The sequence below is a fragment of the Parvibaculum sp. genome, from assembly GCF_035325945.1.
GTDB lineage: Bacteria > Pseudomonadota > Alphaproteobacteria > Parvibaculales > Parvibaculaceae > Parvibaculum.
In genome coordinates this window covers 1-12,989 of record NZ_DAOKYX010000009.1, presented here as the reverse complement: position 1 = coordinate 12,989, position 12,989 = coordinate 1, and the positions used below count along the sequence as shown (strand labels likewise).

Sequence of the window (12,989 nt, the reverse complement as noted above, 5' to 3'; positions counted from 1 at the left end):
CGATGGGCCGGAAAATTCTATTCATCACCACCGATCAGATGCGTTTCGACGCCATCGGCGCGAACGGGCAGAAGGTCGCCCGAACGCCGACGATCGACGCGCTGGCCGCGAAGGGCATCAACTATACCCGCGCGCATAATCAGAACGTCGTCTGCATGCCGGCGCGCTCGACCATGATCACCGGGCAATATGTCTCGACCCATGGCGTCTGGATGAATGGCGTGCCGCTGCCCGCGGACGCACCAAGCGTCGCTCAATATCTGCACGAAAAAGCCGGATACCGCACGGCGCTTTTCGGCAAGGCTCATTTCGAGCCCATGCTCGATCTCAATCTCCAGTTCTATGAAAACCGCATGGCGCGCGTCGGTGAATATGGCCCCCATCGCGGCTTCGAGCATATGGAGCTTGCCTCCCACTCGCCGCTCATCCTTCACTACAACGAATGGTTGAGGAAGGTCGCTCCCGATGCCATCGGCAAGTTCTACCGCAATCTCGACGACAAGTTTCAGGTGAACGCCGCAGGCGGCGGAGAAAGCGGCGGCTGCCAGCTCCACTATAACGACATCGCCCGCGAGCATTACCACACCGACTGGGTCGCGGACCGCACCATCGCCTGGCTCGACGGGCTCGGCGCCGGGGATGACTGGTTCTGCTGGGTTTCCTTTCCCGATCCGCACCACCCCTGGGACCCGCCCAAATCGGAACTCGGCCGCCACCCGTGGCGCTCGACGCCGATGCCGGACTTCTATCCGGGCTCGAAGGAGAAGATCGAAGCAATCCTGCGCGGCAAGCCGCGCCACTGGATGGAGTGGTACACGGGCGAGCGCGTGACCAATTTCGAGGCGCCGCCCGCCTTCCGCGCCAAGGACATGACCGCCGATCAGGTGCGCGAGATCAACGCCTTCACCCATGTCGAGAACGAGTTGATCGACGAGGCCATCGCGAAGATCATGGCCGCGATCGAAAAGCGCGGCTGGGGCGACGATGTCGATGTGATCTTCACCACCGACCACGGCGAATTTCAGGGCGAGTTCGGCCTGCTCTTCAAGGGCCCCTATCATGTGGACGCGCTGATGCGCCTGCCGATGATCTGGCGCCCGGCGAAGTCGGCGGGCGTGGCGCAGGCAAGCGTCGCCGCGCCCGTGGGCCAGGTCGATCTCGCGCCGACCTTCTGCGAGATCGCCGGGCTCCCCGCCGCCGAATGGATGCAGGGCAAGCCCCTGCCCCAAAGCGATGCGGAAGCGGAGCGCCAGAAACGCGAGCGCGTTTTCACCGAATGGGACTGCACCCATGTCGACGGCACGACGGTGGGGCTGCGCACCATCTATCGCGACGGCTACACCATCACCGCCTATCTGCCGGGCACGATCTATGACGGCACGGAGGGCGAGCTTTACGACCACAAGAACGACCCGCAGCAGTGGCACAACCTCTGGGACGACCCCGCCTATGCCGCGCTCCGTTCCGACCTCCTCGCCGATCTGAGGGACAATCTTCCGCCGGCGCGCAATCCGCGTCTGGAATGCGTCGCGCCCGTATAGGGCTTCTGCTATTCATGTTCCGCCATGTTCCGCCGTAAGGCGACGCATGGCGGAAACGCAATGAACGAGCAGGTGCCCCATGTCCTCCCCCACGCCCCGCATGATCGCGAAGAAGGACGGCGCGATCGGCTGGATGATCTTCAACAATCCAGAGCGGCTGAACGCCGTCAGCCTCGACATGTGGGAGGCCGTGCCTTCGATCATCGCCGGCTTCGAGGCCGATCCCGAGATCCGCGTCATCGTGCTCAAGGGTGCAGGCGACAAGGCTTTTGTCGCCGGGGCCGATATTTCGCAATTCGGCGAAACGCGATCGAGCGCCGCTGGCGTGCAGACCTATGAGGATGCGACCACCGTTGCCTTCGAGACGATCGCCCGTGCGGATCGTCCGACCATCGCCATGATCGACGGCTATTGCATCGGCGGCGGGCTCGGCATCGCGCTTTCCTGCGATCTGCGTTTCGCGGCGGACGGTTCGACCTTCGGCATCCCGGCGGCGAAGCTCGGCCTCGCCTATGGCGCTTCCGGCACGCGACGCCTCGTCGATGTGGTGGGCCCCGCCTTCGCAAAGGAAATCTTCTATACCGCCCGCCGCTTCACTTGCGGCGAGGCGCTCGCCATGGGCCTCATCAATCGCGTCTTCGCGCGCGAGGAGCTTGAAGCCCAGACGCGCGACACCTGCGCCATCATCACCGAGAACGCTCCGCTCACCGTCTTGACCGCGAAGCGCATCGTGGATGAAGTCTCCAAGGCGCCCGAGAATTTCGACACGCGCTATTGCGACCAGCTCATCGCCCGCTGCTTCGCGAGCGAGGACTACGCCGAAGGCCGCGCCGCCTTCATGGAAAAGCGCAAACCCCGCTTCAAGGGAAAATAATCTCCGCGCCGCCGGGCCGGGCGCAATCGAGGCCAGGGCGGAACGGGAGCAATCAGAACCGACAGGGAGAAACGACATGGCCGGAAGGCTTGAAGGCAAGGTTGCGATCATCACCGGCGGCACAAGCGGCATCGGCCGTGGCACGGTCGATCTGTTTCTGAAGGAGGGCGCGAAGGTCGTCGCGGCGGACCTTCAGGATCACAAGGGCGAGGCGATGGAACGCGAGCTTGGAAAGAATTTTTCCTATTGCCGCACCAATGTGTCGCAGGAAGCGGAGGTGAAGAACCTCGTCGAGCACACCATCGCGAAATTCGGCAAGCTCGATGTCATGTTCAACAATGCCGGCTATGGCGGCGTCGGCGGCGAGCTTCAGGAGATCGACATGAACGGTTTCGACGAAACCGTCGGCGTGCTGCTGAAGGGCGTCGTGCTCGGCTACAAATATGCCGTGCCCCACATGAAGGCGCAGAATTCGGGCAGCATCATTTCGACCGCCTCGGTCGCCGGTCTTCAGGCAGGCTTCGGCCCCCTCGTCTACTCCGCCTGCAAGGCCGCGGTGCATCACTTCTCGCGCTGCGCGGCGATGGAGCTTGCGCCCTATTTCGTCCGATCGAACGCGATCTGCCCCGGCGGCATCGCCACCTCGATCTTCGGCGCCGGGCTCGGCCTCGGCACGCAGGTGGCCGACCAGTTCGCGGAATATATGAAGCCGCATCTGGCCAAGATCCAGCCGACACCGCGCGCGGGCGTCCCGAACGACATTGCCGAGACGGCGCTTTTCCTTGCGAGCGATGCGTCCTCCTTCGTCACCGGGCAGGCGATCGCCGTCGATGGCGGCCTCACCGCGGGGCAAATGGCCTCGCTCGGCAAGCGCATCGACTTCGAGAAGGTGATCGGCGACTTCATGGCCGCCCTTCCGGCCGACCAGAAGCCCGCCTGATCGCGCCCAGCAAGGATTTGGAAACCATCACTGCCTAGGCTTCTTCCCGGAGCATGACGCTCCGGGAAGAGCCCATGTCCAACACGCCCGAAAAACCCGCACTGGCAGGAGGGAGCCGCGACCGGCGTCTCTTTCGCCGCATCGGAACGCGGATCGAGGGGCGTATCGTCTTCGCCGGCGTCGACACGGAATGCATCGTGCACGAAATGTCGGCGACGGGCGCGCTGATCGAGTGTCTGCCGCTCCCCGCCCTCGGCGCCGATGTGGCGCTCGACGTACCCGAGGTCGGTTTCGCCCGCGGTGCCGCGGTCCGCTATGATGGCGATCTCGTCTGCATCGAGCTTGCGACGAGCCTGGAGAAGCGGAACCGCCTCACCGACAAGCTCATCCTCGCCGCCTTTCACAACCCGCCCGACGAATAGTCGCGCGCGAGCCATGGCGTAATGCGCCGGAGCGGTTAAACTCCCCCGCAAAGCTACACGGGGAGACATCATGGCACTCAAGGACAAGGTATCGATCGTCACCGGCTCGGCAACGGGCCTCGGCGCCGCCGTCGCGGTCAAGCTCGCCGAGCGCGGCAGCCGCGTCGTCGTCAACTACACCAAGAGCGAGAAGGAAGCGAAGGAGACGCTCGCCGCCGTCAAGGCGAAAGGCGTCGATGCCATTCTCGCCCAGGGCGATGTGAGCAATGACGAGGATTGCCGCCGCATCGCCAAGGCCGCCGTCGATCAGTGGGGGCGGATCGACGTGCTCGTCAACAATGCGGGCACGACGCAATTCGCTAACCACGCCGATCTCGACGCGCTGAGCGCGGACGACTTCCTCGCGATCTACCGCGTCAATGTCGTCGGCGCCTATCAGATGATCCGCGCCTGCGCGCCGCACATGAAGGCCGCGGGCAAGGGATCGGTCGTCAACATCTCCTCGATCGCGGGCGTCACCGGCATCGGCTCATCCGTCGCCTATGCCGCCTCCAAGGGCGCGCTCAACACGATGACGCTTTCGCTCGCCCGTTCGCTCGCGCCGGAAATCCGCGTCAACGCGGTCTGCCCCGGCTTCATCGGCACGCGCTGGTTCTCGGACCGCTTCGGCGAGGAGCAGTTCCAGAAGATCAGGAAACAGCAGGAAGCATCGACGCCGCTTGCCCGCGCCGGCACGCCCGAGGACATTGCCGCATCGGTCGTGTTCTTTGCGGGCGAAGGCTCCGATCACATCACCGGCGAAACGCTGATCACCGATGCGGGGATGCATCTCGGCTTCGCGCCGCTCGTGGCGCGCTGATCACTCCGTGAGGAACCTCAGCACCGCGTCCTTGTAGGCGCGGTCGCCGACGGTCTTCATATGGTCGCGCTTCGGTACCACGACGGCCCGCGCATTGCGGATGCGCGCGGCCAGCGGTCCCGGCGCGCCCGCCGCCTCGTCCGTCTCGCCCGCCACGATCAGCACCGGGCTGACGATGTCGGCCAGTATCTCCTCCGGGAAGTCCTCGCGCACCGCCGCAAAGCACGCGGCGAGCGCGGCCCGGTCCTGCCCGTTCTGGTCGGCGAAATCGCGAAAGAGCCTGGCGGCGGGATCGGCGATGGAGGACGGGTCTTCGGCAAGCAGCGCCTCGACGACATCCCGCGAGCCCTTGCCCTTGTCGAGCAGGCGCTCGCCGACTCCCGCCGCGATCACACGGTCGAAGCGGTCGGGATATGTCGCCGCCGCGACGAGCGACACCATCCCGCCCATCGAATAGCCCATGAGATCGACGCCCGGCTCGCCCAGATGATCGAGCAGCGCGACGACATCGTCAGCCATCGCATCAAGCGAATAGGCTGCCCGGTCATGCGGCTTGTCGCTCGCGCCATGGCCGCGCCCGTCGAACATGATGACGCGATGGCCTGCGTCGATCAGCGTCCGCGACCAGCTCGTCGCGATCCAGTTGACCTTGTGCGTCGAGGCGAAGCCGTGCACGAGAAGGATCGGCGTGCCCTCCCCCTCGATGCGATAGGCAAGCGTCAGACCATCGGATTCGAAATACTGCACGGATCGTCCTCCTCCGGGTTGGCGGCCAGTCTAACATCTTTCGCAGGGTGGCAAGGACAGGCGCATCCGGCTAGGATTTCGGAAATAGCGGGAGGAAGGAAATGACGGCTTCAGTTCTCAAGCGCCAGGTCTGCGATGCGATCGACGCCATGGCGTCGATGCTCATCGATGTGAGCCATGCGATCCATGCAAAGCCCGAGCTTGCCTTCCACGAGGTGGAAGCGGCGCGGCTGCTGACAGCGCGTCTGGAGAGCGCGGGCCTGCCGGTCACGCGCGGCGCCTTCGGCCTGCCCACGGCCTATGCCTCCGCCTTCGGCCCGGCGGGCGCGCCGGAAGTGGCGATCCTTTCGGAATATGACGCGCTTCCCGGCATCGGTCATGCCTGCGGGCACAACATCATCGCGACGACGGGCCTCGGCGCCGCTCTGGCTCTCGGCGCGCTCGGCGATACGCTTCCCGGCCGCGTGCGCTATCTCGGCACGCCGGCGGAGGAACGCGGCGGCGGCAAGGAACTGATGGCCCGGCAGGGCGCCTTTGAAGGCGTGGACGCAGCGATGATGGTGCATCCCGCCGGCATCGACCTCATCACCATGCCCTGCATCGCGATCTCGGAAGTCGTCGTCACCTATCGCGGGAAAAGCTCGCACGCTTCGGCCATGCCGCATGCGGGCCTCAATGCGCTCGACGCGCTGGTGACCGCCTATCAGGCCATCGCGCAGCTTCGCCAGCACATCAAGCATTCGGAGCGCATTCACGGCATCATCACCAGGGGCGGCAATGCGCCGAACATCGTGCCCGACGAGACGGAAGGCTTCTTCTACGTCCGTGCCGCCAATGCCGAAGAGCTTGCCCCGCTGAAGAAGCGCGTTCAGGCCTGCTTCGAGGCGGGCGCCCTCGCCACCGGATGCACCGTCGAGGTCAAATGGGCGATGGCCGACTATCTCGATCTCAAGACGAACATGCCCCTCGCCCGCTCCTATGAGGCCAATATGCGCGGCCTCGGCCGCGATTTCTTCCCGCTCGAAAAAATGCCGGGCGGCAGTGCGGGCAGCACCGACATGGGCAATGTCAGCCATCGCGTGCCCTCGATCCACCCGATGATTTCCTGCGCGCCGCCCAATGTCGTCATCCACAATCCCGAATTCGCGCGCTGGGCCGGATCGGATCTTGGTGACAAGGCCTGTATCGATGGCGCCAAGGCGCTCGCCTTGACGGCCATCGACTACATGACGGATGCAAGCCTGCGCGAAAAGGCAGAGGCCGAATTCGCCGCGACGGCGGAAGGCTCCGCCCGCTCGATCGCAGCCGCCTATGACCCCAACGGCAAGGCCGAGATCGGCGGCTGCGGCTGCGGCGCCCACTAAGGGCTGTCAGATCACCGGCGCCTCGACGGCCTCGACTTCCTCAACCACACGCTCGTCGAGAATCCGGCGCAGCTCCTGCTGCTCCTTCAGGCCGATGGGGAACCCCCACATGATGATCGTCACGCAAAGGTTGCAGAGGAACGGCACCGCCACATAGATCACATTGAGGTTGAACAGCGCTTCAGGCGTGTTGTTGCCCTCGGCCTTGAAGCCGATGCGATCGAGAATGAAATAGACGGCGCCGATGGCGATGGCGCTGCCGACCTTGGCCGTCAGCGTCAGCAGAGCGTAGAAGAGCCCCGTGCGGCGCTGGCCTGTCTTCACCTCGTCAAAATCGCCCACATCCGCCATCATCGAGCGATAGAGCACCGACGGCGTGCCGACATTGACGCCGAGGAAGACGAGAATGAGCGACGCGACCCAGATATTGCCCGGCGGGATGAGGAACAGCGTCGGCACGAAGCACACGTTGAAGAGCGACGCGCCGATCATCGTGTAGTGCTTGCCGAACCTGTAGGAGAGCTTCAGCACCAGCGGCACGAAGCCGACACCGGCGAAGAAATAGAGAAGCAGAAGCTGGTTCGTGTAACCGCCCACTTCCCAGACGTATTTCGCCTCGAAGATGAACATGGCGCCAAGCGCCGAGCCGGAAATGCCGCTGAAGAGATCCGCGATCACAAGGCGGCGAAGGCCATCATTGGTCATCAGCGCCTTGAAGGCTTCGCGCCAGTGCAGATGCGGCTGCGGCTTGGCATCGCGCTCGCCCATCATGGTCACGGCCAGAAGCGTCGCCAGCGGCGTCACGATGATGATGAACCAGCCGATCACTTCCACGCTGTTATGCGCGGCATCCACACCACCGAGAGACTGGATCACCACCGGCAGCATCAGCACCAGCGGCACGCCCAGCACGGAGAGGCCCTCGCGCCAGCCCTGAATCCGGGAGCGCTCGTTATAGTCGTCGCTCAGTTCCGCGCCCCATGACATATGGGCGAGCAGCAGCATAGTGAAGCCGAGATAGAGGACCAGCAAGCCGCCGACGAGATACGCCTCTGTCACGGCCTCGATCGGCGCGAAGCCCAGAGCGCCGATGGCCGAGTTGAGCACCGGCAAGCCCCGCTTCGGAATGAAGACGAAAAAGCTCGCCAGCATGATGAGCGGCGCGGAGATCACCACCCATACCCGGCGGCGGCCCCACCGGGTTTCGAACTTGTCCGAGACATAGCCGAGAAGCGGATCGACGATCACGTCCCAGCCACGGGCAAGAGTGAAGGCGGCACCGACCGCGATCAGGCCAAGCCCCATCGTGGTCGCATAGAACTCCGGCAGATGCACGGCCAGCGGAAGACCGAGGGCGGCGATGGTGATCGAGGGCATCGCATATGCGAGCAATCGAAAGGTTGAATGTCTCTCCTCGGCCATGCCAGGTACGCTCCGGTCTGAAGTCATGTATTACGGAATGAGAGGACGAGGCATGCGCCTGAAGCCGGCGCAAACCGTGGACACGCATAACGGGGAAAATAGAAGCCTCAATCGCGCGTCGCCCCCTGCCGCAGCAGGCATGGCCCCTCCCTGGGAAAGGCGGATTACGGGGGTTCTTTGCTGCCCCCGTTTTACCGCCGGGCCGGAGTATGCCGAAGCGCGCGACAACGGCCAAGCATTACCTTGCGGCATCTATCGCCTGGCAGCGGAATTATCCGCGCTCCGTCATTTCGAGTTCCTCGACATAGCGCTCCTCGAGCTTCTCGCGCAGCGCCTGCTGCTCCTTCAAACCGATCGGAAATTTCCACATGATCGCTGCAACGAGAAAGTTGCAGATGACGGGCACGGCGACGAAAACGATGGAGAGACCGTTGATCGCATGTGCAGAATTGTCGCCCCTCGGATTGAATCCGATCAGCGCCAGCGTCCAGAACACGATGCCGACCGCCACCGCGCCGCCGACCTTCTGGGTCAGCGTGAGCATCGAATAGAAGAGGCCCGTGCGGCGCTGGCCCGTCTCCAGCTCGTCGATATCGGCGACGTCCGCCATGATGGAGCGATAAAGGATCGTCGCGCTGCCGACATTGACGCCGAGGAAGACCAGAACCGCGGCCGCCACATAGATGTTGCCGGGCGGAATGAGGAAGAGCACCGGCGCGAAGCAGGCGTTGAAAAGCGATGTGCCGACGAGCGTGTGATGTTTGCCGAAACGATAGCTCAGCTTCAGCACGAGCGGGATGAAGCCGAGCCCGGCAAAGAAATAGAGCAGCATCAGCAGGCTGGCGAAGCTCTTGAGCTGCCAGACATGCGTGACCTCGTAGATGAACAGGGAGGCGAGCGAGGCGGCGGAAAATCCGCTGGCGAAATCAGCCACCACGATGAGACGCAGCGCCTTGTTTTTCAGCAGCGGCAAGAAGGCGTCCCTGAGCGAGACATGCGGCTGGGGTCGCGAGGGGCGCTCGCCAACAAAGCGCAGATTGAGGAACACAGTCAGCGGCAGCAGGACGATGATGAACCAGCCCATCGCCTCGACGCGGACTGATTCCATGTTTTCCGCGCCCATCGTCTCGATGATCGCGGGCAGCATCAGCACGAGCGGCACGCCGAGAATCTGGAAGGCTTCGCGGAACGCCTGCACCCGCGAGCGCTCATTGTAGTCGTCGCTCAGCTCGGCAGCCCAGGCCATGTGCGAAATGGTGAGCATCGTCCAGCCGACATAAAGGACGAACATCCAGAAAAAGAGATAGGCCGGCGTCACCGGCGCCGTGGGAATGAAGACGTAATAGGCCGCGAGCGCGGTGATCGGCACGGAAAGCACGATCCAGTGCCGCCGCCTTCCCCAGCGCGAGGGAAACTTGTCCGACAGCACGCCCATCGCCGGATCGGTGATCACGTCCCAGAAGCGCGCCAGCATGAAGATCGTGCCGACCGTGGCGAGTCCGAGTTCCATGGGGCCCGCATAGAAATGCGGAAGATAGACGCCGATGGGCAGGCCGAGCGCGGCAATGGGGATCGCGGGCCCGGAAAATGCGGACAATTTCCAGGCAGAGAGGCGGGCTTCGGCCATTCGGTCGCTAACTCCGTCTATGGGCTGTGGGAAAGTTTCGCGGACAGGTAGTATGAACAAGCGGCATGGCCCGGCCAAGCCCTCAACTTCCGGCTAGGAATTCACAGGCCGCCGGACTAATTTAGCGCCGGTTCGGCGGGACACCCCGACAAGAAACGAAATCCGGCAGCGAAAGGCGAAGAGCGATGCACGGCCAAGGCACACCGAAATTCTCCAATGACGCTGGCGTGTCTGAAATCCGCATCGGCGTGCGCGAATTCGAGTGCATGGGCGCCCTGCCGCCCAACGACCATCCGCATGTCTTCCTCGACATGGGCCGCGACACAGAAATCCTCTGCCCCTATTGCTCGACGCTCTACAAATTCGACGCCTCGCTCAAGGCGAACGAATCCGTCCCCGCCGACGCGATCTCCCTTCTGAGGGCACACGCCTGATCTTTCTCACCAGGTGAGGAAGAGGCCGACGGCCGTCGCGAACATGATGGCGGTTGCGAGCCAGCCCAGCATGCGCAGGCCCGATGGCAGCATGAGCGGGCCCATGATCTCGCGCCGCCGCGTCATCAGCATCATCATGAACATGACCGGCACGGCGACGATGCCGTTGATGACGGCGCTCCAGAAGAGCGCCTTGACCGGATCGACATCCGAAAAATTCATGGCGACGCCGATGAGTGTCGCGAAGGCCACGACCCCGTAAAACGCCTTCGCCTCGCCGGGCCGGCGCGCAAGACCAGAGGGCCACTGCATCGCCTCGCCCACCGCATAGGCCGCCGAGCCCGCAAGCACAGGCACGGCGAGAGCGCCAGTGCCGATGATGCCAGCCGCGAAGATCGCGAACGCATAAGGCCCGGCGATGGGCCTCAGCGCCTCCGCCGCCTCGGCGGATGTGTTGATGTCGGTGATGCCGTGCGCGTGCAGCGTCGCCGCCGTGGTGATGACGATCGCGAGCGAGACGACATTCGAGAATACCATGCCGATGACCGTATCGAGGCGGATGCGGCTGAACTCGCGCGGCGCGGCCGCGAGATCGTCCCGCAGCGGATTGTATGACGGTTTCGCTTCCGCGCCCTCGACCTCCTCCTCCGCCTGCCAGAAGAAAAGATAGGGGCTGATCGTCGTGCCCAGCACGGCGACGACGCATGTGATGAAGGCGGGGTCGAGCGAGACTGTCGGCACCAGCACGTGATAGGGCATTTGCGCCCAGGGCACATCGACGATGAAAACCGTCGCGACATAGGCAAAGAGCGAGAGCGTCAGCCACTTCAGAATGGGTTCGTAGCGCGCATACTGGATGAAGACTTCCGCGAGCACGCTCACCGTGCCGAAGAGCACGACATAGAGAAATGCCGGACCGCCGATCAGCAGCTTGAGCGCCGCGCCCATGGCGCCGAGATCCGCGCCGATATTGATGGCGTTTGCCGCGAATAGCAGGCTGACAATGGCATAGAGGACCGGCCGCGGATAATGCCGCGCGAGATTGCCCGCAATGCCGTGGCCGGAGACGCGTCCGATCCGCGCGCTGATTTCCTGGATCGCGGCCATGAGCGGAATGCTCAACACCAGCGTCCATCCGAGCGCATAGCCGAATTGCGCCCCGACCTGCGAATAGGTGGCGATGCCGCTCGGGTCGTCGTCGGAAGCCCCCGCCGTCAGCCCCGGGCCGAGGATGGAGAAGACGCTCCCTCTCCGTTCCGCAGATGGATCGACGGCGTCTTCGTCCTGGCTCATAGGCGTGAGATCGTTGCCTGGGTTCCGCTCAAGAAGCTATGCGGCGATTGTGGTTGATGTGAGGCATGAGGTGCGGCCGGATGCGACGCCAGCCCCCGCGCGCCTGAAGCCCGAGCCCGGCGCCCGTTGTCGCCGATGCTATCGACACGCGGCGGGTCAGCGCTCCACCACCTTGCGATAGAGATGCCAGGTGGCATGCCCGAGCACCGGGATGACCACCGCCAGCCCCAGAAAGAGCGGGATCGATCCGATCGCCAGCCCGCCCGCGACGACGAGGCCCCACACGGCCATCGGGCCGGGGTTCATGGCGACGGCGCGGATCGAGGTACGGATCGCCGTATCGAGGCCGACATCGCGGTCGATCAGCAGCGGAAACGACACGATGCTGATGGCCATGGCAAAGAGCGCGAAGAGAAAGCCGACGCCGCAGCCCACAACGATCATCGTCCAGCCGGGTCTCGTTGCGAAGATGTCGCGGATGAAGGTGGAAACCGAGCCGGGCGATTCAGGCCCGAGCGTCCAGTGATAGATGAGCCAGGCCGCAACGAGCCAGAGCAGGAAGGTCACCACCAGCGCGAGGCCGAGAACGACGATCCCCGCGAATGCGGGCAGGCGCACGACATCGAACGCATTCGTCCACGATACGGAAAGCCCCTGCTCGCGCCGCCTGCTCATCTCGTAAAGGCCGATCGCGGCGAAGGGCCCGATCAGCGCGAAGCCCGACGCGAGCGGAAAGAGCAACGGCAGCATATCGCTGCCGAACATGAACCGCGCCAGAACGAGGCCGACCACGGGATAGAACACGCAGAGGAAGATGACGTCGGTCCGGTAGGCGCCGAAATCGTCGAGACCCTTCGCCAGCGCATCGCCGATGTCCCGAACGCCGATCCGGCGGATCGCCGGGGCGGGCGAATGCATGGTCTCCTGAATGTGATGCAGCGAGGGGCCCGCCGCGCCCAGGGCGAGCGCCATATTGTTGAGCTGGGCCCAGCTCCATTCGATGGGGTTCCTGATGGCCATGTCCGCACCTCCCGAACCGATGGTTCAAGGGCCGGGGGACCGCTCATGCCCGGGCGCCGATCGCGCCGCCAGTCACGAGAGACCCGCGACCTTCCGAGGTAAAAACTATACCTCAAATGGCGGCTCGCGTCTCGCGCGGTTGACTCAAGTGTTCTCTATATGTTCTCATTCCATCCGACTTCAAAACGAGCGTGCAGTGATGCGTCAACCCACGGAACCCGAACGCCTTTATCTGGATTTCGACGGATTTTTCGCATCCGTTGAACAACAGGCACGGCCCGGTCTGCGCGGTCGCCCCATAGGGGTCGTGCCGTTTGCCAATGCCGAGCACACCTGCGTCATAGCCTGTTCACGCGAAGCGAAGCTTCGTGGCGTCAAGAATGTCATGCCGCTCGACGAAGCACGAAACCTGTGCCCTGACATTGTTTTCGTGCCGCAATCGCCCG

At 64.0% G+C, this 12,989-nt stretch carries 12 protein-coding genes and 1 pseudogene; 8 read left to right on the top strand and 5 right to left on the bottom strand.

The annotated features are described in order from the left end of the window. Positions 1-2: 2 nt before the first annotated feature. From PKA57_RS06610 to PKA57_RS06590, 5 genes are all read left to right on the top strand, one after another. Positions 3-1,541: a sulfatase-like hydrolase/transferase gene (locus PKA57_RS06610; protein WP_324298759.1), complete on the top strand. Its 1,539-nt coding sequence runs from the start codon at positions 3-5 to the stop codon at positions 1,539-1,541. 79 nt (positions 1,542-1,620) lie between these two features. Then, complete coding sequence (locus tag PKA57_RS06605; protein ID WP_324298757.1) at positions 1,621-2,415, top strand: enoyl-CoA hydratase; 795 nt, start codon at positions 1,621-1,623, stop codon at positions 2,413-2,415. Positions 2,416-2,491: 76 nt separating this feature from the next. Continuing rightward, a complete protein-coding gene (locus PKA57_RS06600; RefSeq protein WP_324298756.1) occupies positions 2,492-3,355 on the top strand; it encodes a glucose 1-dehydrogenase in 864 nt (287 codons plus the stop codon). A gap of 74 nt (positions 3,356-3,429) precedes the next feature. Beyond that, positions 3,430-3,777, top strand: coding sequence for a PilZ domain-containing protein (locus tag PKA57_RS06595; RefSeq protein ID WP_324298754.1), 348 nt, complete (start codon positions 3,430-3,432; stop codon positions 3,775-3,777). Positions 3,778-3,847: 70 nt separating this feature from the next. Continuing rightward, positions 3,848-4,636, top strand: coding sequence for a glucose 1-dehydrogenase (locus PKA57_RS06590; RefSeq protein WP_324298752.1), 789 nt, complete (start codon positions 3,848-3,850; stop codon positions 4,634-4,636). Here PKA57_RS06590 and PKA57_RS06585 read toward each other — a convergent pair whose 3' ends face one another. Beyond that, positions 4,637-5,383, bottom strand: a complete 747-nt coding sequence (locus tag PKA57_RS06585) for an alpha/beta hydrolase (RefSeq protein ID WP_324298750.1) — start codon at positions 5,381-5,383, stop codon at positions 4,637-4,639. It lies immediately after the preceding gene. 101 nt (positions 5,384-5,484) lie between these two features. Between PKA57_RS06585 and PKA57_RS06580 the strand changes: the two genes are divergently transcribed. After that, positions 5,485-6,747, top strand: coding sequence for a M20 family metallopeptidase (locus PKA57_RS06580; RefSeq protein ID WP_324298748.1), 1,263 nt, complete (start codon positions 5,485-5,487; stop codon positions 6,745-6,747). 6 nt (positions 6,748-6,753) lie between these two features. On the opposite strand, the gene PKA57_RS06575 is transcribed toward PKA57_RS06580, so the two are convergent. Next, positions 6,754-8,169 (bottom strand): MFS transporter, encoded by a 1,416-nt coding sequence (locus PKA57_RS06575; protein ID WP_324298746.1) that lies wholly within the window; start codon positions 8,167-8,169, stop codon positions 6,754-6,756. A gap of 271 nt (positions 8,170-8,440) precedes the next feature. After that, complete coding sequence (locus PKA57_RS06570) at positions 8,441-9,796, bottom strand: MFS transporter (protein WP_324298744.1); 1,356 nt, start codon at positions 9,794-9,796, stop codon at positions 8,441-8,443. A 185-nt stretch (positions 9,797-9,981) separates the two neighbouring features. Here PKA57_RS06570 and PKA57_RS06565 point away from each other — a divergent pair, with 185 nt between their 5' ends. Beyond that, positions 9,982-10,230 carry a zinc-finger domain-containing protein gene (locus PKA57_RS06565; protein ID WP_324298742.1) on the top strand — a complete coding sequence of 83 codons (249 nt, stop codon included), beginning with the start codon at positions 9,982-9,984 and terminating at the stop codon, positions 10,228-10,230. Between the two features lie 6 nt (positions 10,231-10,236). Here PKA57_RS06565 and PKA57_RS06560 read toward each other — a convergent pair whose 3' ends face one another. Further along, the gene (locus PKA57_RS06560) at positions 10,237-11,523 is read right to left on the bottom strand and encodes a divalent metal cation transporter (RefSeq protein ID WP_324298740.1); all 1,287 of its coding nucleotides are present in this window, start codon (positions 11,521-11,523) and stop codon (positions 10,237-10,239) included. Between the two features lie 156 nt (positions 11,524-11,679). Beyond that, positions 11,680-12,441, bottom strand: coding sequence for a DUF2189 domain-containing protein (locus PKA57_RS06555; protein WP_324298907.1), 762 nt, complete (start codon positions 12,439-12,441; stop codon positions 11,680-11,682). 301 nt (positions 12,442-12,742) lie between these two features. Between PKA57_RS06555 and PKA57_RS06550 the strand changes: the two are divergent. Continuing rightward, a pseudogene (locus tag PKA57_RS06550) lies at positions 12,743-12,989 on the top strand (type VI secretion protein ImpB); the annotation flags it as partial.